The organism is Actinomycetota bacterium, from assembly GCA_014360645.1.
Lineage (GTDB): Bacteria > Actinomycetota > Geothermincolia > Geothermincolales > RBG-13-55-18 > Solincola_B.
Genome location: JACIXD010000005.1, coordinates 100,140 through 124,293 on the forward strand (window position 1 = coordinate 100,140; position 24,154 = coordinate 124,293).

A 24,154-nucleotide genomic window follows, 5' to 3' on the forward strand; every position below is an offset into this window, starting at 1 on the left:
CCCTCTTCACGCCGTGAAAACCGCCTGGTCTTGTCGGGAGGACAGGAGAGTGGATCACCCTGGAGCTGCTCTCGGCCCTCGCCCGCGGGGAGAGGGAGTTTTCGCGCGTGCGGGGCCTGAGCTGGAAGGGCGGCGGCAGGATATATCACAATCCCCCGCGGGAGAGAGAGAAGGACATCGACCGCTTTCCCCACATGTACACGGTGGCGGAGGAGTTCAGGATCGCCCTGCGCCACCGCATCCTGAACGAGCTCCGGACCTACGAAGACTACATACCCGGAAACGGGATGCTCACCGCCAGGGGGTGCTACGGAGCCTGCACTTTCTGTCTCGACCCCGTGCTCTGGGGAAGGAAGACCGCACGCCATGGCACGGAGTACGTACGCCGGGTGGTGGAATGGTGTTGGGATAATTACCCAGACGAAAGCCGGCTCTTCTATTTCGGGGACGCCAGCTTCGTGACCGACCGCGATTGGCTGTTCGAGCTGCTGGGCATGTTGCGGGACATCCCCTATGCCTATAACGCCCAGACGCGCGTGGAATCCCTCACCCCCGAGGTGCTGCGCGCCATGGCCGAATGCAACTTCGCCACCGTGGGCATGGGAGCGGAGAGCTTCAACCATGACGTGTTGCGCCGTACGGTGAGGAAACGGGGCGGCCGCGAGGAGGTGCTGCGGGCGGCCAGGGAAGCGAGGCGTCTCGGGATGAGGGCCATACTCAGCTTCATCGTAGGCCTCCCCGGGGAGGGGCGCGACAGCCTGGAGGAGACCCTGGAGACGCTGCGGAGGGAGGGCATCAAGGACGCCGCCTTCTTCCCCCTGGTGGTCTTCCGCGGCACCGAGCTCTTCGAGCGCCTGGCGGCGGAGAGGACCCCGGAGGAGATGGAGGAGCTGCGCCTGACCCCCTGGTCGGAGGAGTACTACATGGTGGGGGAGGAATTCCCCACCGTGGCCTCGCTGGTGCGCTGCGCGGACGAGCTCAACCTGCGGGTCAGAGAGGTCCCCTGAACCGATGGCCGGATACCCAGGAGCGCGAAAGAGGGACGTGCCCATGACCGGGAGGCGGAGACGAAGGGCCTGAGGGCGGGCATGGGGTTTAAAGCGCGGGCTCGAGGGTGAGTATGTCAAGGGGATAAGGTGCCTGCCGGAAAAAGGAGGCGGTGAGGGCTTACGAGCGCGGGGCGAAGGCCGTGCCCCCCAAGGCGCGGTTCCGGATGCGAGGTCCCGCGCGGGACGGAAGACTGAAAACCCGGCCCCTCAGACCAGCTCGTCTATGTCCAGGGGGATGCCCTTGCGCTTGTCCTGGACCAAGCCGGGAGCTCCCTCCTCGCAGCGGTCCGCGCAGAGGCCGCACCCCATGCACAGCTCGAAGGCCACCACCGCCCTGCCTTCCCCGTCTAGGGAGACGGCCGCGAAGGGACAGGCCTGCGCGCAAGTGCCGCACCCGGCGCAGAGGGAGCGCTCGATGCGGCAGGCGCAGTCCATGGCCACGATGTGCTGCGGCTGCTCCAGGATGATGCGGTGGGCGTGGGGAAAGGGAACCACGCGCGCGCTCAACTCGGGGTCCACGGTGATGTCGCGGTCCAGGGTTAAGAGCTTGGCGGCCTGCTCCGGGGTGAGCACCTTGCAGTGGTAGCGGTTGAAGAAGAAGTCGAAGATGAAGCGCCCGCGGGGGAAGACGCGGATGTACCTGCGGGCGATGGCCATGAGGGTCTTGATGTAGTAGTCGATCCAGCGGTAGTAGACGTAGCCGTGGACGGCCCGGTCCACCCTCCAGCCGTTCGCGCGGAACAGCCGCCGCGTCGATTCCTTCACCCCGCCCCCTCATCTCGCGCACGCGGTCCTGCGGGCACGCAATCCGGCATCCGTGCCGTCGGGATGGCCTCCCCTTCTCAGCCGCTCTCCGCCGCCGCATCCCCCGACGGCCCGGCCTTCTTGCGCCTGGCCTGAGCCCTTTTTCTCGCCACCACCTGCTCCACGAAGGTCTTCACCTCTTCCTGGAAGATCTCCATGGGAGTGTGCCGCTTGTCGAAGACGTCCCCGGTGAGCATGAGGGTGGGCAGCCCCAGTCTCTTCATCATCTCCCGCCGGAAGAAGGCCGCCGTACCCAGGGTGTGTTTGCAGGCGTGCACGCCTCCGAAGACGCAGGCATCCGCCCCCAGGTCCTGGGCGGCCCAGGCGACGTCGTCCAGCCAGCGGAGGGAGATGGACTCCCCTCCCATCTGCCTGGTCATGGGATAGTCGAAGGCGATGTCCGCCAGGCCTTCGAGCATGCTTTCCTTGGTAGAAAAATCCATCTCCGGGAAGAAGTGGATGGCCAGGATGTCCCCAAGGATGCTGATGCCCTGCTTCTCCAGCCAGGTGAAGTAACCGGAGAAGTCGAAGAGCCAGTAGATGTAGGTGATATATATCCGGGCCAGCTCCTCTCCCGCCGTGTACTCGCCCTTGCGCAGCCTCTCCTTGGATATGTCCACCATCTTCTGCAGCACGTCCACGGCCTCCTGGCGCCCCCAGAGCTGGCTGCGCAGCACCAGCAGGGTCATGCTGAAGATGTTGGGGACCGGGCAGGGCCTGGCCTTCTTGAGCTCCCAGTATTCGTGGTAGAGCCTCACCGCCTGGTAGGACTTCTCCAGGACCTCGCGCAGACGCTCCTCCCTCATCTCCGAGCCGGACCATTCCTCCAGCTCCCGGATGAACCTCTTCATGTATCCGCGGTATAGCTCGCGGCCCCGCGCCGACTCGTCCACCGGCTTCTCCAGCACGAACTGGGGGATGCCCAGGTAGTCGGAGGCGAAGGCGTGGATCTTGGCGTTGGGGTTGCAGCTGCCGGCGGAGTTGTAGACGATGGCGTCGGGCCTGATGCCCGGCCCCATGAACAGGGGCATGGTGCCGATGGTGTTGGCGGAGCACAGGGAGTCGGGCAGGCCCAGGCCCATGGCGAAGTCCCAGAAGCGCTCCCCCTGGCCGTAGCAGATGTTGGTGATCAGGCCGCCCACGATCTCGGTGCACAGGGGGAAGATGTTGTCGAAGGCGTAGAAGATCTCGGGGGGGAAGGTGAAGGGGATGAAGACCAGCTTCTTGCCTTCCTCCTGGGCCCGCTGCGCCTCCTTGAACACGCCCAGCAGGAGGCGGAAGAAGAACAGCTCCAGCTCCCGGTCGGCGGGAAGCTCCAGCAGCCCGATGACGGTGTGCTGAAGCTCCGGGAAGACGAAGTTCTTCATGGCCTCCACGTCCTCCTCGCTCAGGTTGTCGGGGAGCTTGTAGATCATCTCCAGGATGCCCATGGCGCGCTCGAAGCCGTTCTCCCCCTCGCGCATGACGAATCCCTTTTCCATCACGCCGCACCCCCTATCCTCTCCATGAAGGCCTGCACGCGCGTCTTCACCCTCCCGATGTCCGCCCTGGCGCTGTACTCCTTCTCCAGGACCAACACCGGTATGCCGGCCTCCTCCAGGTCCCGGCGCACCAGCACGGAGTCCACGCCGTGCAGGTCGCAGAACTTGTTGTAGAGGTAGATGACCCCGTCCACCCTGGCGCGGCGGGCCGTCTCCAGGATGAGCTCCCGGCGCCGCGGGTACTCCTTGTACATGCGGGGGCAGAAGATGCTGGAGAGGTAGGTCTCGGCCAGGCGGCGCAGGGGCGGCCCCTCCTCCGGCACGCTGCGAGAGAAGGCGCGCGCGCCGAAGCAGAGGGCGTCGGCCACCACCACCGCCCCCAGGCGCTCGATCTCCTCGAACCACTCCACCTCGTCGCTGGCGGGGCCGCAGAGCATCAGCCGGGCCGCCGGCCTGGCCCCCGGAGCCCCTTTCCTCTCCTCCATGAACCGCTGGAGAAGGGCGGCGAAATCCCTGCTCAACATGGAAGAGCCCTTCACCTCCAGGGCCAAGGCCTCGCTCCCGCTCACCGCGGGCCTGTCCTGCTCGCGCAGAGCGGAGAGATCTCGCCACCTCTCCCTCACCGTCTCCCAGCCGCGTATGGCCTCATCCAGGGCCTCGTCGGTCACGCGAGAGGAGAACTTCTCCTCCAGCAGCCCCTTGAGCTCTCCCAGCTGCTCCTCGAAATAGGCCAGGGAGTCGTCGCGGAAGAAGTGGGGCACTTTGAGGTAGTAGAAAGCGTCGAGCTTTTTTCGGTGCTGCCAGTTCTCGAACATGGCCCGCAGGTGGTCGCAGCCGTTGGTCTCGATGAGCCCGTCGAGAAAATCGTAGGTGCCGTCCAGACAGAGCTGCAGGCAGGCGCGGCAGAAGGAGCAGTTGAAGAGGGACATCTCCCCGTCGGCCAGTTCGGTCTCCGCGTTGCCCAGGGCCTTGATGCGGTAGGGGAGGAGGCCCGCCGCCTCGACGATCTCCACCGGGGTGGCTACGCAGGAATACCCCACCACCTTGCCTCCCGCGGCCTTCCATTCCTTGACGTAGTCGTTGTATATCTCAGTCTCCCTTCCCAGGGCGGTCGCCGTATCCATGCCCTTCACCCCCTCCGTGCCTTCACGCGGCCCCGCAGGCCTCTGAGGTATCCTCTGGCGCTGCCGCAAACGAGCGAGAGGGCCGTCTTGAACAAGGCTTTCAGCACCTCCGGATGGCGCGAGAGGGCCTGCGCTACTTGGCCTGACGCCGACCTGGCAGCCATTTCCAGCTCATGCGTGTCCAGGCCCGCAAGGAAGGCGTCCGTCCTTTCCGCCAGCAGGTCGGGGTGAGCGCCGGCCCAGTGGTTGTAGGCGGCAAGCGCGCGGTTGAACCCCCTCGCCGCGGCCTCGGGGCTCACCTCCATACCCAGGGCGGAGAGGGTCTTGCGAGACAGGGCCGCGACCAGCCCGGGGTTCTCCGCTATCATCTTGCGATTAAAGTCCACGAGGCTGGTCACCGCCCTTCCCAGCTCTCCGACCTCCAGGTCCTCGGCCAGGCTGGCGGCCATCCTCCCCAGGGCCTCGCGCGGCAGCGCGTTGGCCTTCTCCAAGACCGAGGAGGCGAAGAGAAAGAACGAATTGGCCACCGCGACCATGGACTCGAACAGCGGCAAGGCCAGGCCCTCGTTCTCCAGGACCTTGCCCGCCAGCGCGCCGGCGAAGGCCTCTGCCTCCTCCCCCAGGGCGGCGATGGCCTCTGCGAGCACCTGTCCGTCGAGGGCGGGGACCAGGTCCGAGCCGATGCGCTGGAACGGCCCCCGGGTATAGAGGCTCCCGTCTCCCAGGATGAGGCTGCCGCGGTGGATGTTGACGATGAAGGCGGTGGCGCCGTTGATGATGGCGGCGACATCCTTCCACGCGATGTCCTGCAGGATCTTGAAAAGGGCGTAGGTCACCGCCTCCGCGGGGAGTGCTAGGATCTCGAAGAGCTTCACGAGCACCGGCAACGCGTCGTTCACCACGGGAGCGACCACGCTGAAGATGTTGATGAGGGCCATGGGGTTGTCTCCCAGGATCTCCACCTCCCGGCGCAGCAGGTTCAACCTCTCGCCGGCCTTGTAAGTGACGGCCTTGCGGAGCTTGCCGAAGTCCGTGGCCTGCATGAACTCGGACAAAGTCTCCGCCCTGGTCTCTGGCAGCAGATCGGGCTGTTCCTCGTGCATGCGGATTATGAGGCGGGAAAGGGCATTCACGGCCCGGGATATCTCCGCGCCGTCTATGCGGGCGTGGGCCGAGGCCATGAGCTCGGCGCTCTTCTCCGCCGGCAGGCTCTCCAGCGCTTCCGCGAAGGCCCTCACCGCCTGGGCGGCCGTGCTCACCAGGCGCGGTAGGGCCTCCAGCACCGCCGCCGCGAACTCGCCGTCGTCGCGGAAAAGGGCGTTCGCCAGCTCGGCGGGATCGCCCGCCCTGAGCCCCTCCACCAGTCGTGCCGCCGCGACTCTCAACTCTTCCCCCGTCAGGGGCGCACCTCGCTCTTTCACAGCCATCCCCCTCACCTCGCCGCCAAGACTTTCCCGCAGGACGCGGCCTGCCTGCCGCGAGCCGTGCCGCCCCCGCCCCCCGTCAGGGGCGCACCTCGCTCTTTCACAGCCATCCCCCTCACCTCGCCGCCAAGACTTTCCCGCAGGACGCGGCCTGCCTGCCGCGAGCCGTGCCGCCCCCGCCCCCCGTCAGGGGCGCACCTCGCTCTTTCACAGCCATCCCCCTCACCTCGCCGCCAAGACTTTCCCGCAGGACGCGGCCTGCCTGCCGCGAGCCGTGCCGCCCCCGCCCCCGCGGGGACGCCAGGTCGGCTCCGCGGTAAGCTCCCCGGCTCTACTTATCCCGCCGCCGCCTCTTTCTCTCCCTTCCACGGGACGGCGCGCGCGAGAAGCGCGATATAGAGCACGAAGAACCAGAGGATGAAATGCATTCCCCAGGAGGACGCCTCCCTGCGCAACAGCCTGCGCGCTATGAGCAGACAGGTGAGCGTCTTGTACATGATCTGGGTGTAGAGCACCGGCAGGTATCTCTCGCATTTCTCCTCGTCGCGCAGGGCTGCCGCGGAGAGCACCCCCACCGAGGTGACGATGGAGCCGTAAATGCCCATCATCACCGGGTCCTCGTGCGGCCACTTCAGGAGCTTGCGGACGAGATCCGGCGCCAGTACCATGGGGGGGCCGGCGCTGAAACACATCGCCGTGTTGTACGCATACATGAACCTCAGCCGGCTCTTCTCGCTCTTGAGACGGTTATCATCGTCCGCCATGCCCGACCCCCTTTCCGGTCCGCTCACGGTTCCACGGCTCGCGTCGCGTCGGCTTCACGGCTTGCAGTCGGGACTCTCCAGCCGCAAAACCTTTTTATCCACGCACCCTTTTCACAGCGGCTCGTACTACCAGGAGAGCGGCGGCCGCCCCTGCCAGCGGGAGCACCTTCCGCGCCGCTTCCGCGCGTTTTTTGGCACCTTCGGGACGCGCGGCGGCGGCCGCCACCGCGCCAAGGTGCCGGAGCGACCTCGCCAGCGCCGCCGTATCCAGTTCCTTCCATATGGCGGCGAGGTCGCGCGCCACTATATCCCGCCTCTCCTCCAGGCCGGCGGTGAAGGCCTCCAGGCGGCCCAGGATGCCGTTGACGGCGTCCACGACGGCGGCGCGGACCTCCTCCGGGGCCGCTTCATCACCGATGGCCAGCCGCTTCGCGAGCCGCCCGTATACCTCCGGAAGCTGTTTCAGCCGCTCCCCGTCGATGCCGCCCCCCACCTGCCCCAGGATGTCCTTGAGCAGCGGCTCCGGGAGCCCGTTGAGCTGACGTCCCACCTCGAGGAGCAGCTCCAGCAGCCAGTTCAGCATGTCGGGAAGGGCACCGAAGAGGCTCATGGAGATGCCGGGGTCTCCCCACAGCAGGGTCTTCACAAGTCCCGGTGCGGTCTCCGCCTTGATGTCTTTCATCTGCAGGAGGATGATCTCCTTGAGAGCCGGGGTGGCGATGATCTCCCTCAACAGGCGCTCCCCCAGTCCGACCGGCGCCGGATCCTGCATCCCGTTCACCCCCTTACTCCTTGCCGCCGGCTTTTTTCACGGAGGATCCGCCGGCTGACGCCTTGCTTTTCGCCGGTGTCCCCAGCACCGGCTCCAGGATGGGCCTGAGCACGTTTTCCACGAAGGAAGGGTTCTCCCTCACCGCCCGGGCCGCCGCCTGTACGAAGCCGTGGAAGGCGGACTCCGGGTCTTGGGCACGTTCCGCCGCCCCCGCCATCCAGGCCCCGAGGCGCTCGCTCAGCGCCGCGCCGCCCGCCGCCTCGGCATAGGCGCGGCCGAAGTCGGACCCCACCGCGGCGAGGCTTCGCCTGAGACCACTCCCTTCCTCGGAGACCCCCAGCGAGAGGGCCGAGGACACCAGCCCGCCGACGGCCTCTCCCGCCGACTGCCCGTCGATACCCGCCACCACCCGATCGAGGAAATCCTGCAGCAGGGGCGGAGGCATGGTCTTCATCTGGCAGGCCACCTCCGCCAGGGCCTCGCTTACGACGTTGATGAGGGCGGGGAGGCTGCCCATGATGGAGAGCAGGAGCCCCGGATCCTGCCAGAAAAGGGTGCGCACCAACCTCCTTGCCGAGGGCGGGTCGATGGAGTTGAGCAGTATGATCACGGTCTCCTTGAACCTGGGGGTGCGGATCAGTTCGCGGAGGATACGGTCCGCCGCATCCAGGAGGCCCTTGGTCTCCACGGCGGCAACGGTCTCGGTACCGGTCTTCATCCTCATCACCTCACATCTCAAGGTCTCGGTGGAAGCGGGGAACCGTTATCGCGTGCTCCAGGTACCTTCCCCCGGGCGGCATCGCGTGCCTCCAGCCCGCCTCCCCGTATCCGTATTACCCAGTATTTGTCCGTCCCGGTGCTGCGCCTCGCCGCGCAGCCTTCCGCGCCGTTCCGTTCCTGCCGCTCGGCGTTCTTCCATCCGCCCCTCGCCCTACAGGGTGACGGTACGGTAGAACCAGCGCGCGAAGTCGTGCTTGGCCAGCTCGTAGGCGCCGAGATGGCACTGCAGCGTCTTCACGTCCCGCCAGTAACGTTCCAGTTGCCATTCCTTGGCATAGCCCGCTGAGGCCATGAGCTCCATGGTGCGGTTGATGGTGTATTCCGCCGAGGCGCATGCCTGGTGGGCGAGCATGAGAGCGGTGGTGTACAGCGCCTGCGAGCCGTCGCCGCCGTACGCGTCGGGCTCCGCCAGCATGCCCGCGAGTTCGTAGGCGAGCAGCCTCACCACGCCGGTCTCCTTGGCGATCTCGCCCATGAGGGCCGCGGTGAGAGGGTTGTCTTTGAAGATGTGGTCCTTGCCCTTGATCACGCGGTTATCCCCCCACTCCCGGATGATCTCGTAGTTGGCCAGGAGCGCCCCCGAGGCGGCGGCAGCCACTCCCAGGTAATACCAGGAGAGGAGGCGGAAGGTCCCCTGGTCTCCGCGCCATATGCAGTGCGCTTCCGGAACCGTGACCTCCAGGGACACCAGGTCCGCGTTGCGGCTCGCCGCCAGCCCCGTCTTCTTGAGCTCGGGGCCGCGCCTTATCCCCGGCGTGTCTCCAGGGATGAGGATAAAAGCCGCTTCCTCGCCCTCCACCGCGCACCAGGCGCCGAAGAGGTCCGCGTCCAAGGCCGAGCAGGTAGGCCTGATCATGCTGCCCCTGACCCTCCAGGTGTCGCCTGTCTTTTTGGCCGCCGCCTGGAAGCCCTTGCCCCTCCACTCCGGCGTGCCCTCCTCCTCCGCGAAGGCGGGCAGGATGAAGGAGACGACGAGGGGCCTTTCGCCGGAGCAGAAGCGCGGCGCGAAGGCGGCGCAGGCCTCCTCGTTGCGGGCGCCCTCCAGCGCCATAGCCGCCTGCAGGGCGAGGCTGTGGGCGGCCAGGAAGGCGAGGCCGGTATCCGCCCAACCCACCTGCTCCAGGGCGGCGGCCACGGTGTAGGCGGCGGAGGGGCTGTTGTGGCCCTCGCCGCCGTGCTCTTCGGGCCAGAACATCTTCTGCAGGCCTATGTCCAGCATGATCTTGGCCAGGGAAGGCGCCAGCAGCCGCTCGAAGTCCTCCTTGAGCTCCAGGCGCTTGTCCACGATCTCCTTCTCCACCATGGCCTGCAGGGTCGAGGCCAGGTCGAGGTCGGCCTTGTCGAGCCTGTTTCTCGGAAAGGGAATGATCTCCGAACCGTTCATCTTCTCCCCCCGCTCTCTTTCCTCAGGACCCCTTGCCCGCGGCGCTCCCTAGAGGGTCTCGCATTCGTAGAACCAGCGGGCCACCTCGATCTGGCAGAGCTGCTTGGAACCCTCCACGAGCTGGAGGATCTTGAGGTCCCTCCAGTGTTTCTCCACATCCCAGTCGCGGTCCGTCCCGTAGGCCTCCATGAGGTTCATCACCCTGCCGGTCACGTCGATGAATCGGTCCATGGCCAGGTAGCGCTGGGCGCGCATCTTGGCCACCAGCCCCGGGTGCCACAGGGGGCCGTAGAGGTCGTGGCGGTCGCACATGCGCGCGCACTGGTAGCCCACGATGCGGATGTTCTCGATGTTGGCAGCGAAGTCCGCCAGCAGTCCCGCCACCCCGTCGTCCTCCTTGAGGGGCTTGCCGCGGTAGCGCTTGCGGTTCACGTAATCCACCAGGCGCTCGTAGATGTTCATCATGGCGCCGGATATCCAGGCGATGATCCCCATGTTCCCCGTGGCCATGACCTCCCCGAAATACTTGGCGTCGTCTCCCGGGCCGATTGCGCGGTACCAGAGAGGGACGCGCACGTTCTCGAACCAGATGTCCGAGTTCATGTCCGCCGCCATGCCCGCCTTCTCGTACGGCGGCCCCTGGGTGACCCCCGGTGTGTCGTCCTTGACGAAGATCACCGCGATGTCGCGGGGGTCGTCGGAGCCGGGATTGGTGGTGCAGACCACGGCCATGAGCTTTGCCAGGCCACCGGTGTTGGACGGCCAGAGCTTGTGCCCGTTGATGACCCACTCGTCGCCGTCCCGCACCGCCGTGGTCTGGATGGTGGTGCCTTTGACGATCTCCACGTTCTCGATATCCGATCCCCCCTGGGGCTCGGTCATGCACAGGGCGGCGAACACCGGCTCGGTGGTCTCGCAGAACATGGGCGCGAACTCCTCCAGCAGGCGCCGGTTCTCGTGGGGCTCCAGGGCGATGAAGAGGAAAGGCCAGAAAAGGGCGCCGAAGGCCAGGGCCATCCCAGAGTCCGCGCGCGCTATCTCCTCGAACATGCGGAAGGCGGCCACGCACATGTAGTTAGACCTCCCCATCCCCCATCCCCCCAGGTCCTCGGGGAAGATCATGCGCTGCAGGCCGTATTCGCCCAGGAGCTTCTTGAAGGGTGGGTGGATGAGCTGGTGGTCGCGGTAGTCCTCGTCGAACTGCCTGCGGTAGGGGATGACCTCCTTCTCCACCCATTCCCGGAAGATGGAGCCCAGCAGGCCGTCCATGGGCGAGATGTATTCCAGCGGGCGGGTGAAATCGTCGATGTTCCTCATCCATACCTCCCTCTGCTCGATTGCCTGCTTGACGGATGAGCGGCCGTGTTCTCGGGGTGCGTCTCTGGTCTGCGAGGATTATGCCCGGAAACCCCTCCCTTGCACGAAGCCCGGCACGTGCCCGACCCTATCCAGCACCCGGCCGGGGCCCGGCCTGGAGTGCGATGATCGAGCAAGAGACCGCCATGGGGAAATATTATGACCGGGGTCATTATTTGTCAATACATTACCGGGCGTTGTTGTTTGACTTGTAAGACAGTCGGTCAGGAAGTCGAGAAATGGTTACCATATTATACCTGCCGGTGAATATCCTTTTTGAGGCCCGTTTCGACGCGGGCGGATACCGCTCGGAGGCGGGCGTCACGGCCCGGATATGCGCAAAGACGGGCTTTTCCGCGAAAGCCGCGGAGATGGGGCCACGGGCATGAAACGGAGGGCGAGACGGCTTGTTCTCTCAGCCCCGGTCCCGGCGCGGCCTGGTCTTTTTCGCCGTGCTGGCAGCCCCGCCCGTCCTCGCCCCGCGGATGATGAGGTCTATGGCGGACTCGCAGATATCGGTGATGCGCGACGGCTCGAGGAGCAGGAGGTCGTCGAGGAGCGCCAGCTCCACCAGGCTGGTTGCCAGCCTCCAGCACATGAGGCTGAACCCGTAAGGGTCGAGGCGCGGAGAGAAGGCGCCGGAGTCGATGCCCTCCCGCACCAGGGAGGCGCCGTTCTCCAGCCACTGCCGGATGTAGTTCTCTATCTGCTCTATGGAGTCCCGGGAGAGGTTGCGGCGCACCTGTTCGATGAAGGTATCGCGCAGCACCATGAACAGCGCGGGCTGCTCCAGGGCGTGCTCCACGTAGGCCAAAAAGACCGCCTTTATCCTGCCCTCTAACCCTCTGGCCTCGTTGAAGGCCTTGGTGAGCCGGTCTCCATACCCGGTGAGGGCCGACAAGCACACCGATAGGTAGAGCTCCTCCTTGCTCTTGAAGTAAAGGTAGACTCCGCCCTTGGAGATCCCGGCCCGTTCGGCGATCTCCTGCATGGTGGTGTTCCGGAAGCCCTTCTCGGAGAAGAGCAGCTCCGCGGCCTCGAGCGCCGCCCGCCGCCGCTCCCGTTTTTTCGCTTCCCTGCGCGAGGTCTTCCCCCTTGCCGTCACCACTTTGCCTCTCTCCTATCCTCTCCCCTTGCGACCCATGGAGCCGGCCGAGGCCGGCGTGGCGCTCAGGGCACCCCCGCCGGTTCTCGCCGCGGTGCCGAGTTCCCGCGGCGAGAAAAATTGACTACGGTCATAAATTATTCTACGCTCTGCTATTATACTCAAGCCTTGAGTCGCGAGCGGGAAACATGAGGGGACAGGCCGGGCGGGCGTTTCGCCGCGGCGCGCCTTCCTCGCCCGTTCCGAGGTCCGGAGAGCAGGTCGGGTGCATAAGACAGGGGAGGGGTGAGATGGTCAAGGAATCCACGAAAAAGGTATTTCGCCTGCACGGGTGGCGGGTGGACCGAGCAATCCATTACTACATCTATTTTCTTTTCTACGACATCTACGTGAGGGTGGCGCTCTATGCCACCAAGGCCATCGTCGCTCTCTTCTCGCGCTTCGAGGCCACCAAATACATACCCAAGTTCATCTTCGACCGCTACCACGCCAAGGTGCTCTCGCGCTCCGACGTGACCAAGATCCTCGACCTGGAGGAGACGGTGATGCTGGGCCCGGACACCACGGGGAGGATCGTTCCCTTCAAGTACGCCAACAAGATCGTGCTGCGCGAGCCCACGCACCTGGCGGTCATGGACTGCCCCTGCAAGAAGGAGCTCAAGGACCCCTGCCAGCCCCTGGCCTCCTGCATAGCGGTGGGCAGGCCGGTGGTGGATTTCTGGATGGAGCACTGCCAGAGGCACCACGTGCGCCGCATCACCAGGGAGGAAGCCCTGGAGATCATCGACCGGCACCGCCGCAGCGGGCATATCAACCAGGCCTTCTTCAAGGTGGCCACGGGAGGCAGCATGGGGGCGATCTGCAACTGCTGCCCCAGGTGCTGCGTATCCATGCGCGCCACCGCGCTGGCGCAGCGCATCAAGGGCGCGGAGGAGATATCCATGTACGCGCCGTCGGGCTATACCGCCCGCCACGACCCCGGCAAGTGCAAGCTGTGCGGCGAGTGCGTGAAGGCATGCAATTTCGGGGCGGTGGAGATGGTGGATGGAAGGCGCGTTTACCGCCCCGAGAGATGCTACGGCTGCGAGCTGTGCGTGGAGAACTGTCCCAACGGAGCGCTGGAGCTGGTGCTCGAGGAAGGCGGCCTCATCCCCCTGGACATGGAGCTGCTGCGGGAAAAACTGGGCTGAAGAAGAAGGCCGGAACGGCCTGCTTGCGACGAGGGGTGCTCAGCGGTGGCGGCCTGGAAGCCCGATGCAGCCATGAAGCGCATGCCAAACGGCTGCTTGCGCGAAACGCGGCAGGCCCGCATCGGCACGCCCTTCCCCATGCCGTACCGGAAGAAAATCCCGCAGCAAGCTCGGGCATGCACCGTAAAAGCCGGGTCGGAGCGACGACTCAGCGGTCGGGCTCGCGGCGGCTGATGTCCTTGAAGAGGGCATACTGGGAGATGAAGGCGAGCTCGAAGGAGCCGGTGGGGCCGTTGCGGTGCTTGGCCAGGTTGATGCTCGCCTTCCCCTTCAGCTCGTCGTTGTCCCGGTCGTACTGGTCCTGGCGGTGGATGAAGATGATGAGATCGGCGTCCTGCTCTATAGCCCCGGATTCGCGCAAGTCCGAGAGGATGGGAGGGCGGTTGTGCTTCTCCGGCTCCCGGGAGAGCTGGGAGACCGCGATCACCGGGAGGTTGAAGTCACGGCCCAGGATCTTGAGCCCGCGGGAGATGGCGGCGATCTCCTGCACGCGGTTCTCGTGGCGGCGGTCCGAGCCCATGAGCTGTATATAGTCCACCACCACCAGGCCGATGTCGTGCTGGGCCTTGAGGCGCCTCACCTTGGAGCGCAGCTCCAGGATGCCGATGTCGGCGTTGTCATCGATGAAGATAGAGGCCGAGGTCAGCTCCCCCGCCGCCTCCGAGAGCCGCTGCCACACGTCATCGTCCTTGAAGCTGGACTTCAGCTTCTGGCTGTTCACGCGGGCTCGGGAGCAGAGCATCCTCTTGGTGACCTCCTTGGCGCTCATCTCCAGGCTGAAGATGGCCACCGGCACCCGCTGCTTCACGGCCACGTGGTCCACGATGTTCAACGCCAGCGAGGTCTTGCCCATGGAGGGCCGGGCGGCGATGATCACCAGATCGGAGGGATGAAGCCCCTGGGTCAGCTCGTCCAGCCTGGAGAACCCGGTGAGCATGCCAGTGGGAACCCGGCCGTCCGCGATCTCCTCGAACTCCTCCCAGGTCTCCTCCATGAGTTCCTTCATCGGCCTGACGCTCTCCCTGCGTTCACGCATGCCCACGCTGAAGATGGCGTCCTCGGCCTCGTCGAGCGCCTCCGCGAGCTCCTCTGGAGCGCGGTAGCCGACCGCGGCCACGCGGCCCGCAGCGGCGATGAGGCGGCGGTAGGTGGCCAGCCTGGAGACCACCTCGGCATAGTAGCGGGCGTTGGCCGGCGTGGGTACGGCGGAGACCAGGTTGAGTAGGTAGGAACGGTCACCCACCTTCTCCAGGTTGCCCTGTGCGCGCAGCGATTCCGCCACCGTCACCGGGTCCACCGGCTCCCCGGAGGCGAAGAGGGAGAGGGCGGCCCGGAAGATGAGCCCGTGGGATTCCTTGTAGAAGTCCTCCGGGCTCAACAGCTCCGAGACCTCGGCTACGGCGTCGTGCGATAGGAGCATGGAGCCCAGCACCGACTGCTCGGCCTCCAGGCTGTGCGGAGGGAGGTTGTCGTGGCGGTCAACGGCCTGGATGACGTTGCTCATGATGCCCCAACCCTCCGTGTCAGGCGCTCCGCGAGGCCTCCCCCGCCGCCCGGAGAACATCCGGGACGGGCCGACGGGGAGATCATCCCGGGATTACCTTGATGTGCACGATGGCCTCGACCTGGGGGTGCAGCTTGATACGCGCCTCGTGAAACCCCGCCGTCTTTATGTGTTCATCCAGGTGGACCTTCTTGCGGTCCACCTTCACGTTGATCTCCTCCTCGAGGAGGTTGGCGATGTCCTTGGCGGTGATGGTCCCGAAGAGCTTGCCTTCCTCCCCCACCTTGGCGGCGATCTCGAAGGTACGGCCGGAGATGAGCTGCGCGGCGTCCTCCGCGCGTTTCAACTCGCGGTCGGCCTTGGCCATCTTCTCCCTGGCGAGCTGGGCCGCCTCCTTGGCCTTGCCTTTGGTGGAGCGCACGGCGAACCCCCTCGGGATGAGGTAGTTGTTGGCGTAGCCGTCCTTTACCTCCACGATCTCGCCGCGGGCGCCTAGGCCCTCGACGTTGGTTACCAGGATAACCTTCAACGCGTTCTCCTTGTCGTCTCCAAGGCGGGCCACCCCAGTATATCAAAAAGGAATGACCCCGCGGCGGTTACATTGCCGCCGTCTTTACTTTATCTCGCCCTGCCTGGAAGTATAGGGGATGAGCGCCATCTCCCGCGCGCTCTTTATGGCCAGCGCCAACCGTACCTGGTGCTGGGCGCAGTTCCCCGTCACGCGCCGCGGCCGTATCTTCCCCTTCTCGGAGAGGTACTTCTTGAGGAGCGGAACGTCTTTGTAGTCGATGTGGTCGATCTTCTCCGAGCAGAAGTAGCATACCTTCTTGCGGGGCTTGCGGGCGTATCCTTCACGCGAGCGTTTTTCCTTGCCCCCGGATCTCTTGCTCTGGTTCGGGCTCATCTCTCCTCCGCTTTTCTCGCTCTATCCTCCGGGGGCCTCGCGCCCCCGTCTAGTAAACCACCTCGTCCTCGACGCGAGCCTCCAGGTCGGCGGACAGGTCGTCGTCCACCAGGTTCACCTCTACCAGATCGTCGACGTCGCTCTCCCTGCGGTCGCGGCTCCCCAGGAAGACGACGCGGTCCGCCACGATCTCCACCGTGGACCTCTTCTGTCCGTCGCTTCCCTCCCAGCTCCGGCTCTGCAGCCGGCCGGTCACCGCCACCTGGCGGCCCTTGCTGAGGTATTCCGCGCACTTCTCCGCCTGGCTGCGCCACACGATGACGTTGAAATAGTCGGTCTCCACCACGCCCTGCTGGTTGGCGAAATTGCGGTTCACGGCCAAACGCAAGGTGGCCACCGGCAGTCCGCTGGGGGTGTACCTCAGCTCGGGGTCGCGGGTAAGGTTCCCTATCAGGACCACACTGTTCAGACCAGCCATGATATCCTCCTCTGGCTCTTCCCGACGCCGTTTCCCATCGCCTTGATTGTAAGGGGGGGCGATGACAAACCGGCGCGGGAGGGCCGGGGGTCACTTCCGCTCGTCGATGCGGAAGATCTTGAACCGCATGATCTCGTCGGTGATGGAGAGGACGCGGTCCAGCTCCTGCACGAGCTCGTTGCCGCCCTTGAAGGTGAGCACCACGTAGTGCCCTTCGGTCTCGTGCTTGATGGGATAGCCCAGCTTCCGCCTTCCCCACACGTCCAGCCCCGTCATCTCCCCGCCGTCGCGCGAGATGAGGCCGCTGACCCTCTCCTGCAGGGACTCGTACTGCTCCGGCTCAAGGTTGGGCCGGGCGATGTACATCAGCTCGTATTCGCGCATCTTCACCTCCTCCGGTCTCATGGCCCCCGGTCGGTTCCGGGAGCAGGAGTCGCGTCGAGCACAAGTACATATTATAGCACCAGGGGCGCGAACTGGCGACAGCCCCGCGGATCCCTATGGCGGGGAGCCCGGATAGGGTAGAATAGACCTGCGCAAGGGCTGAGAGGAGGTGCCGACTTGCTGTTCAGGAACTACATGGAAGAAGCGGTTGACGGGACCATGGAGGAGATACTGGAGCGTCGCGACGACATCTGCAAGTGCGAGCGCTGCAGGATGGACATAAAGGCCCTCGCCCTGAACCACCTGCCTCCCAAGTACGTGGTGACGGACAAAGGATACGTCTACACCAAGGTGAACGAGTTGGAGAGCCAGTTCAAGGCGGACATCACGGTGGCGGTCACCAACGCCATCAAGGTGGTACGCAAGAATCCCCGCCACGGGGAGTGATGCCGCGAGACCGGGCGGGCCGGACCGCCCGCTGGGAACCCTCACGTCCCCGCGCGTACCGGGAGCGCGGCACACGGCAAGTCCGGGAGGAGCCATGATCATCCCACGCCCCCACGCCCTCGACGTCTCCGTGTCCGAGGCCAGGGAGATACAGGAGAGGATGCGGCGCGAGGTGCGCGAAGGCCCTCCACTGGATCCCTCGCGCGTGACGCGGGTGGCGGGAACGGACCTCTCATACCTGCGCGAGAAGAAGGTGGCCCTGGGGGTGGCGGTGCTGATGAGCTACCCCGACCTCGAGCTGCTGGAGGTCTCCTCCGCGGCGCGGGAGGTATCCTTCCCCTACGTCCCCGGGCTGCTCTCCTTCCGCGAGCTCCCCGCCCTGCTGCCGGCCCTTGAAGGCCTCTCATCGCCACCCGACCTGGTGTTCGTGGACGGGCAGGGGTTGGCCCACCCCCGGAGGTTCGGGCTGGCCTCGCACCTGGGGGTGCTCGCCTCCCTGCCCACCATCGGGTGCGCCAAGTCGCGGCTGCTGGGGGAGGCGGAGGAGCCGGGGCCGGAGGTGGGCGACTGGTCGCCGCTGCGGTACCAGGGGGAGACGGTGGGGGCGGTGCTGCGCACGCGGCGCGGCGTGAAACCCCTCTACGTCTCCGTCGGGCATCTCCTGGACCTGGCCTCGTGCATGAAGATGGCCCTCTCCTGCACGCGGGGCTTCCGGCTTCCCGAGCCGCAGCGCCGTGCCCACCTGGAGGCGAACAGGCTCAAGCGCGAGGTGAGGTCGCGGGGGGATGCGGCGTTCCCCCGCGGCGGCCATGCCGAAGGCTGACGCCGGATCCCGGCCACGGGAAAGGTCGGGCAGCGGGGCGGGGGGCGCGGCGGGCTCGCTGCGTCACGGGGATGCGCGGCGCTCCCCGGGTGCGGGCAAGAAGTGTCCTCCCAGGCAGACCCGGAGCAGCCGGGACAGCTCGTCCCGGTCGATGCCCGCCACGATCGCGGTCACGCTCAGGACGACCCAGGCGCCCTCCTTCAGGGGACCGCCCTTCAAGCCCGCTTCCGCGTCGAGGGAGGTGAGGCTGAAGAAAAGGGGAGGGGACTCGCCGTCCTCGACCATGCCCTTGATGTGGCCGACCCGGACGCCCCCCCTCCTGCGCAGGGCCTCCCGCAGGCTATCGATAAATCTCTGCATCGCCGCCCGGAGTGAGGCCTGCGCGGCGGGGAAGGCCTCCACGCGCACGGATACGCTCACGAAGTCCTCAGCATCCATGCACGCACTCTTTCCGCCGCCACGTCCAGGTTGGTGCCGTCGAGGGCCGAGACCCTTACCACCTCGGCGCGGGGGTTGATCTCCCGCAGCCTGTTCTCCGTGGCCTCGAGAAGGCCTGTATCTCCGCGGTCGGCCTTGTTCAACAACACGATGTCGGCGTGCTTGAGCTGGTTGATCACGAAGGGCATGGGAACCTCCAGGTAAAGCTCGCTCCTCTCCAGGTCGGCCAGGGATATCACCAGAGGCGCCTCCAGTTCACGGTAATACTTACCAAGGGTGTCCAGGATGCTCTCCACCCGGGCCAGGCCCGAAGCCTCCAGGATGACGCCGGCGGGGTCGAGGTCGGCCTTGATCTCGCGCATGCTCACCACCAGATCGCCCGCCAGCTGGCAGCACACGCAGCCCGAGAAGAGCTCCCTCACACGCAAGCCTTGCCCCACCAGGTAGGAGCCGTCGATGCTCACCTCTCCCGCCTCGTTCTCGAGGATGACGAAGTCGAGACCGTCCTCCCCCGCGAGCCTCTTCGCCAGGCCTAGGAGGAAGGTGGTCTTGCCGGAACCCAGGAAACCCGAGACGATGATCAGTTTCACGGCTTGCCGCCTCCCTTTTCTGCGCCGAGTATAACATCTCCGGCCCCGTGCGATCTTCCCGGCGGTACCCTATTACGGGTCCTCGCCGGGCGAGGCAGGGATGTCGTGGGGGTCAACGGGCGATGGTCAGGTGGGCATAGTCCCGACCACAGGGGCTCGTAGGGCGAGGTTGGGACGCCGCCCGCCTCCCTCGCTCGCAGTCGGGAGCAGCGCGGGTGCGCATGCTTCCGCGAGCGCTTCCCCCGCCTACCGGCGCCACCCTTGTCACGCAGCAGGAAAGCTTGTATGCTTGTATATACAAGATTCCGAGGTACGACTGGGACTCGGGAGCGTTTCGGTGAGACGGTTCGAGATAGAGACGGATTCCTTCACCCCGGCATATTTCCAGCTCGCGCAGATGCTCCACCGGGAGGTGATGAGCGGCAACCTGCGCCCCGGCGACCGCGTTCCCTCCGAGAACGAGTTGAGCGAGGGATACGGCGTGAGCCGCATGACCGCGCGCAGGGCCATCGAACTCCTGGTGGAGAAGGGGGTGGTGCGCAGGGAAAAAGGCAGGGGTACCTTTGTCAGCAGGCCCCGCATCGAGGGAGGGCTCTTCCTCATCCCCGACCTCCATGACGAGATGCGCATGCAGGGGCTGTCCAGCGAGGTGAGGCTCCTGGGGGTGCGCGTGGTGCGTGCGGGAAAGACCGCGGCCTCCAGGCTGGGGATAAAGAAGGGGGAGAAGGTCATCTACCTGGAGAGGATCCTCGAGGGAGGGGACGAGCCGCTGGTGCTCGACCGCAAGTACGTCCTGCTCGACCGCTCCCAGCCGCTGCTCGAGTCGGAGCTGGGACACGGATCGATGCAGGAGCTTTTCGCGGGAAATCCGGACATGGCCCCGGTGAGGGCGGACCTCAAGCTGTCCGCCACCGTCCTCTCGGCCCGCGAGGCCAAGCTCCTGGAGAGCGGGGAGGGAGCGCCCGCCTTTTGCTTGGAGCAGCTTATCTTCGCGGCCAACGACCGGAGGGTGGTGTGGGGGTGGTTGATATACCGTGGGGACAGGTTCAGCTTCGAGTCTTCGAGCCGGCTACTCTGAGGTGATGCGGATTGGACATGAAAGAGAGACTGATCAAGGCCATGGGAGACCTGGATGAAGAGGGGGTTGTCTCCTGCGTTGAGGCCTTGCTCTCCGCCGGCGCAGATCCCCTGCTCATCATCGAGTTGTGCCGCGCCGGATTCGAGGTCGTGGGAAGGCGGTACGAGTGCCGGGAGTACTACCTATGCTCCGATGCAACGGCTTCGAGGTGCATGACCTGGGAGTGGACGTGGCCCCGCAGGCGTTTGTGGACAAGGCTTCCAGCACCGGCGCGGGCATGGTGGCCATGTCCGGCCTGCTCACCCTGGCCTTTGATGCCATGAAGGACATCGTCGAGGCCTTGGCCGAGGCGGGGCTGCGCGACAGGCTCAAGATCATCATCGGGGGCGGCCCGGTGAACGAGAAGGTGCTCGAATACTGCGGGGCGGACGCCTACGGAAAGGACCCCACGGATGCGGTGAAGCTCGCCGGTCAGTACCTGGGTCGATGAGGCGAAGAGAATCGAGCTGCGTGGACGACAGGAGGAGGGCCTTGTGATGAAGATAACCAAGCTGCTCCATCCCGGGGATACCATGACCGCGGAGGAGAGGTTGCAGGCGGCCATCAACCTCCAGGTCCCCGACCGCGTCCCGTCGATGCCCTCACCGAAGGATATTTCCTGGTCTGCAGGTTGGCCAGCCTGTTGATGGGCATCAGGCGGGTGGAGATATTCGTACACCGCTCCTCGACGGATTTCATCTCCCCCGAGACCTTCCGCAAGCTCTCCTTCCCCTCCCTGAAGTCGCTGGTGGATAAGCTCGTGGCCGCCGGCATCACCCCCATCCTGCACTGCGACGGCAACTGGGACATGAACTTGGAGACCCTCAGGGAGCTCCCGGCCGGAAACGTCGTCGTCCAGTTCGACGGCCCCACGGATATCTTCCTGGCCAAGCGGGTCATCGGGGACCGTATATGCATCATGGGAGACGTGCCCCCCGACCTGCTCACCCTGGGCTCGCCCGCCGAGGTGGACGAGTACTGCCACCGCCTCATCGAGGAGGTGGGCAGGGGAGGAGGCTACATCATGGGGGCCGGCTGCGAGATACCCCCCAACGCGCGGCCGGAGAACGTAAAGGCCATGCTGGACTCGGTGGTCAGGTACGGCTATTACAAGGCCGGGGCCTAGGGTCACGCGGCATACACGCCCGGTCGGGTAAGCGATATTCCGGGATGCTGTGGGCGGCGGGAACGCTGCCAGTCGGCCTTCGGGTCCCGGCGCGGCGCGTTCAACAAGCGCTCCCTTCGCTCCCGGACGGGCGGGAATCTCCGGCGGGCATCTTGACTTATATATCTCTACTTTTATGATAGGGAAAGTAGTGTTAATAGCCTTGAGGCCAGCCGCCGGTTTTCGAGACTCGGGGAGGCCGGGGGCGCGGGATCCGAAGAGAAGCGGGAGAGTGGAACCGGGGGTAGGGGGATGGCAAAAGGCATGGAGCGATGGGGGAGGAAAGGGTTGGCGAAGAGGGACGGCAAGAGGGGATGGAGGATAAGAGAAGGATAGGCGGAAAGGCGGTAGAGATGAGGCTGTACGACGACATCACTCAGACGGTGGGAAACACCCCCCTGGTGAGGCTCAACCGCGTCACCGCGGGGTGCCGGGCTGAGGTATACGCCAAGCTCGAGTTCTTCAATCCCCTCTCCAGCGTCAAGGACCGCATCGGGGTGAGCATGATCGAGGACGCCGAGAGGAGGGGGCTCATCGGCGAGGACAGCGTGATCATCGAGCCCACCAGCGGCAACACCGGCATCGCCCTGGCCTTCGTCTGCGCGGCCAGGGGCTACCGCCTCATCCTCACCATGCCCGACACCATGAGCCTGGAGCGGCGCAAGCTCCTGTCCGTGCTAGGAGCGGAGCTGGTGCTCACCCCGGGGACGCAGGGGATGAAGGGGGCGATAGAGAAGGCCGAGGAGATCCTCGCCATCACCCCCGGGGGGTTCATGCCCCAGCAGTTCCGCAACCCGGCCAACCCCGCCGTGCACCGTGAGACCACCGCGCGCGAGATCTGGGAGGACACCGACGGGCGGGTGGACATCCTGGTGGCGGGGGTGGGCACCGGGGGCACCATCACCGGGGTGGCCGAGGCCATCAAGGAGAAGAAGCCCTCCTTCCTCGCCGTGGCCGTGGAGCCGGAGGCATCGCCGGTACTCTCCGGGGGAGAGCCGGGACCGCACCGCATCCAGGGCATCGGCGCCGGGTTCGTCCCCGACATCCTGAGAACGGACCTCATCGACGAGGTCATCACCGTCTCCGAGGAGGACGCCGGCGAGACCGCGCGGAGGCTGGCCCGGGAAGAAGGGATACTCGCCGGCATCTCCTCCGGGGCCGCGACCTGGGCGGCGGTCCAGGTGGCCTCGCGGGAGGAAAACGAGGGGAAGCTCGTGGTGGTGGTGATCCCTTCCTGCGGAGAGCGCTACCTCTCCACCTGGCTCTTCGAGCCGCTGATAAAGAAGGCGGAAAGGAAAGAAGGGTCATAATGTGCAAAGCCGGGGCGGGGAGGGCGGAAAGGTGATGGGGAGCTGACATGCGCCTGCCCACCAAGGCGAGGTACGGCATGCGCGCCATGCTCGACCTGGCCCTGCACGCCGCGGAGGGCCCGGTGCTCATGCGGGACATCGCCTCCCGCCAGGGCCTGCCGGTGAAATACCTGGAGCAGGTGCTCATCCCGCTGCGGCAGGCCCGCCTGGTGCGCAGCGCCCGCGGCGCCCGGGGCGGCTACATGCTGGCGCGGGATGCGTCGGAGATAAACCTGCTGGAGATCGTGGAGGCGAGCATGGGCGATCTCGCCATGGTCGACTGCACGGAGGACCCAGGCTATTGCGCCAGGGTCGACGCCTGCGCGACCTACGTCATCTGGAAGGAGCTGACGGAGACCATCAGGGAGACCCTGGCCAAGAGGTCCCTGGCCGACCTGGTGGACATCGAGAGGGGGGTGCGCAAGGAGCGGTCCTCCGCAGGCCGGTCGGCCGTGGGCAGCGCACAAGAAAGGAAATAGGATATGGCGATGTACAGCGAAACGGTCATGGAGCACTTCACCAACCCGCGCAACGTGGGCGAGATCGAGGACCACGAGAGCGGGCGGACATGAACGGCGTGGATGAGCTCCTCGTAGGCGAGGACGCCCTGGCGGAGATGATCCTGCGGGCGAAGGAGGAGCGCCGCGCGATCATCCTGGCCCATAACTACCAAAGGCCCGAGGTGCAGGACATCGCCGATTTCGTGGGCGACTCCCTGGGGCTGGCCCGCCAGGCGGCCTCCACCGACGCCGAGGTCATCGTCTTCTGCGGGGTGCACTTCATGGCCGAGACCGCCTCCATCCTCTCCCCCGAAAAGGTAGTGCTCCTGCCGGATATGGAGGCCGGCTGCCCCATGGCGGACATGGCCGGGGCCGCGCAGGTGAGGAAGGCGCGGGAAGAGCATCCCGGGGCGGCGGTGGTCTCCTACGTCAACACCACCGCGGCGGTGAAGGCGGAGAGCGACTGCTGCTGCACCTCCTCCAACGCCGTGGAGGTGGTACGCAGCGTGGAGGCGGAAGAGGTCATCTTTGTCCCGGACCGCAACCTCGCCGCCTACGTGGCGGACCGGGTGCCCGAGAAGAGGATCATCCCCTGGGACGGGTTCTGCCACGTGCACCAGGGCATCCAGGCCGAGCATGTGCTCAAGGCCCTGGAGGAGCATCCCCGCGCCGAGGTCATCGCCCACCCCGAGTGCACGCGGGAGGTGCTGGCGCTTGCCCATCACATCCGCAGTACCTCCGGCATGGTGGACGCCGCCGCCGCCTCGCCGGCCGAGGTGTTCATACTGGCTACCGAGGCGGGCATGATCCATCCCCTGACCAAGGCGGTTCCCGGCAAGAGGTTCTACCCGCCCGCCCGCGAGCCCGTGTGCCCCAACATGAAGCTCACCACCTTGACTAAAGTGCTCAGGGCGCTGGAGACTCTTACGCCCCAGGTCCGTGTGCCGGAGGAGATCAGGGTAAGGGCCCTGCGGGCGGTGGAGAGGATGCTGGCGCCGGCATGATTCGCGCGGTTCTGCCCCACCTAGGTCAAGAAGGGTCAGGGCCGGGGGGAAGTGGTAGAGGCGAAGACAGGTTGCGGGCGTCCGCGAGGCGGTGAACCAACACATTACCGGAGCCCGGGATATTTCGCCCTTATGGAGCTCCCGGCCCGGTGGATGGA

At 65.8% G+C, this 24,154-nt stretch carries 30 protein-coding genes; 13 read left to right on the top strand and 17 right to left on the bottom strand.

Annotated features, from left to right (window positions below; all coding sequences use genetic code 11):
* Positions 1 to 107: 107 nt before the first annotated feature.
* Positions 108 to 1,007 (top strand): radical SAM protein, encoded by a 900-nt coding sequence (locus tag H5T74_05815; GenBank protein ID MBC7229890.1) that lies wholly within the window; start codon positions 108 to 110, stop codon positions 1,005 to 1,007.
* A 249-nt stretch (positions 1,008 to 1,256) separates the two neighbouring features.
* On the opposite strand, the gene H5T74_05820 is transcribed toward H5T74_05815, so the two are convergent.
* The 10 genes from H5T74_05820 to H5T74_05865 all read right to left on the bottom strand — a co-directional run bounded on the left by H5T74_05820 (position 1,257) and on the right by H5T74_05865 (position 12,043).
* Positions 1,257 to 1,814: a 4Fe-4S binding protein gene (locus H5T74_05820; protein ID MBC7229891.1), complete on the bottom strand. Its 558-nt coding sequence runs from the start codon at positions 1,812 to 1,814 to the stop codon at positions 1,257 to 1,259.
* A gap of 77 nt (positions 1,815 to 1,891) precedes the next feature.
* Positions 1,892 to 3,334: a 2-hydroxyacyl-CoA dehydratase gene (locus H5T74_05825; protein ID MBC7229892.1), complete on the bottom strand. Its 1,443-nt coding sequence runs from the start codon at positions 3,332 to 3,334 to the stop codon at positions 1,892 to 1,894.
* On the bottom strand, positions 3,334 to 4,458 hold the full coding sequence (locus H5T74_05830) for a 2-hydroxyacyl-CoA dehydratase (GenBank protein ID MBC7229893.1): 1,125 nt from the start codon (positions 4,456 to 4,458) through the stop codon (positions 3,334 to 3,336). Before H5T74_05830 ends, H5T74_05825 begins: the two co-directional genes overlap by 1 nt.
* Positions 4,459 to 4,463: 5 nt before the next feature.
* The gene (locus tag H5T74_05835; GenBank protein MBC7229894.1) at positions 4,464 to 5,885 is read right to left on the bottom strand and encodes a hypothetical protein; all 1,422 of its coding nucleotides are present in this window, start codon (positions 5,883 to 5,885) and stop codon (positions 4,464 to 4,466) included.
* A 332-nt stretch (positions 5,886 to 6,217) separates the two neighbouring features.
* Complete coding sequence (locus H5T74_05840) at positions 6,218 to 6,646, bottom strand: hypothetical protein (GenBank protein MBC7229895.1); 429 nt, start codon at positions 6,644 to 6,646, stop codon at positions 6,218 to 6,220.
* Positions 6,647 to 6,740: 94 nt separating this feature from the next.
* Entirely contained in the window at positions 6,741 to 7,427 is a 687-nt protein-coding gene (locus H5T74_05845) for a hypothetical protein (GenBank protein ID MBC7229896.1), read from the bottom strand.
* 4 nt (positions 7,428 to 7,431) lie between these two features.
* Entirely contained in the window at positions 7,432 to 8,142 is a 711-nt protein-coding gene (locus H5T74_05850) for a hypothetical protein (GenBank protein ID MBC7229897.1), read from the bottom strand.
* A gap of 207 nt (positions 8,143 to 8,349) precedes the next feature.
* Positions 8,350 to 9,582 (bottom strand): acyl-CoA/acyl-ACP dehydrogenase, encoded by a 1,233-nt coding sequence (locus H5T74_05855; GenBank protein ID MBC7229898.1) that lies wholly within the window; start codon positions 9,580 to 9,582, stop codon positions 8,350 to 8,352.
* A gap of 48 nt (positions 9,583 to 9,630) precedes the next feature.
* Positions 9,631 to 10,899, bottom strand: a complete 1,269-nt coding sequence (locus H5T74_05860; GenBank protein MBC7229899.1) for an acyl-CoA/acyl-ACP dehydrogenase — start codon at positions 10,897 to 10,899, stop codon at positions 9,631 to 9,633.
* A gap of 454 nt (positions 10,900 to 11,353) precedes the next feature.
* Complete coding sequence (locus H5T74_05865) at positions 11,354 to 12,043, bottom strand: helix-turn-helix transcriptional regulator (protein MBC7229900.1); 690 nt, start codon at positions 12,041 to 12,043, stop codon at positions 11,354 to 11,356.
* Between the two features lie 290 nt (positions 12,044 to 12,333).
* Here H5T74_05865 and H5T74_05870 point away from each other — a divergent pair, with 290 nt between their 5' ends.
* A complete protein-coding gene (locus H5T74_05870; GenBank protein MBC7229901.1) occupies positions 12,334 to 13,233 on the top strand; it encodes a 4Fe-4S binding protein in 900 nt (299 codons plus the stop codon).
* Positions 13,234 to 13,441: 208 nt separating this feature from the next.
* On the opposite strand, the gene dnaB is transcribed toward H5T74_05870, so the two are convergent.
* From dnaB to rpsF, 5 genes are all read right to left on the bottom strand, one after another.
* On the bottom strand, positions 13,442 to 14,797 hold the full coding sequence (dnaB, locus tag H5T74_05875) for a replicative DNA helicase (GenBank protein MBC7229902.1): 1,356 nt from the start codon (positions 14,795 to 14,797) through the stop codon (positions 13,442 to 13,444).
* An 82-nt stretch (positions 14,798 to 14,879) separates the two neighbouring features.
* Entirely contained in the window at positions 14,880 to 15,326 is a 447-nt protein-coding gene (locus H5T74_05880) for a 50S ribosomal protein L9 (GenBank protein MBC7229903.1), read from the bottom strand.
* Between the two features lie 84 nt (positions 15,327 to 15,410).
* Positions 15,411 to 15,701 carry a 30S ribosomal protein S18 gene (locus H5T74_05885; GenBank protein ID MBC7229904.1) on the bottom strand — a complete coding sequence of 97 codons (291 nt, stop codon included), beginning with the start codon at positions 15,699 to 15,701 and terminating at the stop codon, positions 15,411 to 15,413.
* Positions 15,702 to 15,750: 49 nt separating this feature from the next.
* Entirely contained in the window at positions 15,751 to 16,179 is a 429-nt protein-coding gene (gene ssb, locus H5T74_05890) for a single-stranded DNA-binding protein (protein MBC7229905.1), read from the bottom strand.
* A 90-nt stretch (positions 16,180 to 16,269) separates the two neighbouring features.
* Positions 16,270 to 16,563, bottom strand: coding sequence for a 30S ribosomal protein S6 (gene rpsF / locus H5T74_05895; GenBank protein MBC7229906.1), 294 nt, complete (start codon positions 16,561 to 16,563; stop codon positions 16,270 to 16,272).
* Between the two features lie 177 nt (positions 16,564 to 16,740).
* Here rpsF and H5T74_05900 point away from each other — a divergent pair, with 177 nt between their 5' ends.
* Together H5T74_05900 and nfi are read left to right on the top strand one after the other, a co-directional pair.
* The gene (locus H5T74_05900; GenBank protein ID MBC7229907.1) at positions 16,741 to 17,010 is read left to right on the top strand and encodes a late competence development ComFB family protein; all 270 of its coding nucleotides are present in this window, start codon (positions 16,741 to 16,743) and stop codon (positions 17,008 to 17,010) included.
* Positions 17,011 to 17,104: 94 nt separating this feature from the next.
* Positions 17,105 to 17,833 carry a deoxyribonuclease V gene (gene nfi / locus H5T74_05905; GenBank protein MBC7229908.1) on the top strand — a complete coding sequence of 243 codons (729 nt, stop codon included), beginning with the start codon at positions 17,105 to 17,107 and terminating at the stop codon, positions 17,831 to 17,833.
* Between the two features lie 63 nt (positions 17,834 to 17,896).
* Here nfi and H5T74_05910 read toward each other — a convergent pair whose 3' ends face one another.
* Entirely contained in the window at positions 17,897 to 18,271 is a 375-nt protein-coding gene (locus tag H5T74_05910; protein ID MBC7229909.1) for a hypothetical protein, read from the bottom strand.
* Positions 18,250 to 18,861, bottom strand: coding sequence for a cobalamin biosynthesis protein P47K (locus H5T74_05915; GenBank protein ID MBC7229910.1), 612 nt, complete (start codon positions 18,859 to 18,861; stop codon positions 18,250 to 18,252). Before H5T74_05915 ends, H5T74_05910 begins: the two co-directional genes overlap by 22 nt.
* Before the next feature lie 337 nt (positions 18,862 to 19,198).
* Between H5T74_05915 and H5T74_05920 the strand changes: the two genes are divergently transcribed.
* The 9 genes from H5T74_05920 to nadA all read left to right on the top strand — a co-directional run bounded on the left by H5T74_05920 (position 19,199) and on the right by nadA (position 23,996).
* A complete protein-coding gene (locus H5T74_05920) occupies positions 19,199 to 19,939 on the top strand; it encodes a GntR family transcriptional regulator (GenBank protein ID MBC7229911.1) in 741 nt (246 codons plus the stop codon).
* Between the two features lie 11 nt (positions 19,940 to 19,950).
* Complete coding sequence (locus H5T74_05925; protein ID MBC7229912.1) at positions 19,951 to 20,262, top strand: B12-binding domain-containing protein; 312 nt, start codon at positions 19,951 to 19,953, stop codon at positions 20,260 to 20,262.
* Positions 20,187 to 20,429, top strand: a complete 243-nt coding sequence (locus H5T74_05930) for a cobalamin B12-binding domain-containing protein (protein MBC7229913.1) — start codon at positions 20,187 to 20,189, stop codon at positions 20,427 to 20,429. The genes H5T74_05925 and H5T74_05930 overlap by 76 nt, the downstream gene beginning before the upstream one ends.
* A gap of 46 nt (positions 20,430 to 20,475) precedes the next feature.
* Positions 20,476 to 20,625 (top strand): hypothetical protein, encoded by a 150-nt coding sequence (locus tag H5T74_05935; protein MBC7229914.1) that lies wholly within the window; start codon positions 20,476 to 20,478, stop codon positions 20,623 to 20,625.
* Positions 20,622 to 21,104, top strand: coding sequence for a hypothetical protein (locus H5T74_05940; protein MBC7229915.1), 483 nt, complete (start codon positions 20,622 to 20,624; stop codon positions 21,102 to 21,104). The genes H5T74_05935 and H5T74_05940 overlap by 4 nt, the downstream gene beginning before the upstream one ends.
* Positions 21,105 to 21,496: 392 nt before the next feature.
* Entirely contained in the window at positions 21,497 to 22,453 is a 957-nt protein-coding gene (gene cysK, locus H5T74_05945; protein MBC7229916.1) for a cysteine synthase A, read from the top strand.
* Positions 22,454 to 22,500: 47 nt separating this feature from the next.
* On the top strand, positions 22,501 to 22,971 hold the full coding sequence (locus H5T74_05950) for an Rrf2 family transcriptional regulator (GenBank protein MBC7229917.1): 471 nt from the start codon (positions 22,501 to 22,503) through the stop codon (positions 22,969 to 22,971).
* A 3-nt stretch (positions 22,972 to 22,974) separates the two neighbouring features.
* Positions 22,975 to 23,064, top strand: a complete 90-nt coding sequence (locus H5T74_05955) for an iron-sulfur cluster assembly scaffold protein (protein MBC7229918.1) — start codon at positions 22,975 to 22,977, stop codon at positions 23,062 to 23,064.
* The gene (gene nadA, locus H5T74_05960; protein MBC7229919.1) at positions 23,061 to 23,996 is read left to right on the top strand and encodes a quinolinate synthase NadA; all 936 of its coding nucleotides are present in this window, start codon (positions 23,061 to 23,063) and stop codon (positions 23,994 to 23,996) included. The genes H5T74_05955 and nadA overlap by 4 nt, the downstream gene beginning before the upstream one ends.
* The last annotated feature ends 158 nt before the right edge of the window (positions 23,997 to 24,154 follow it).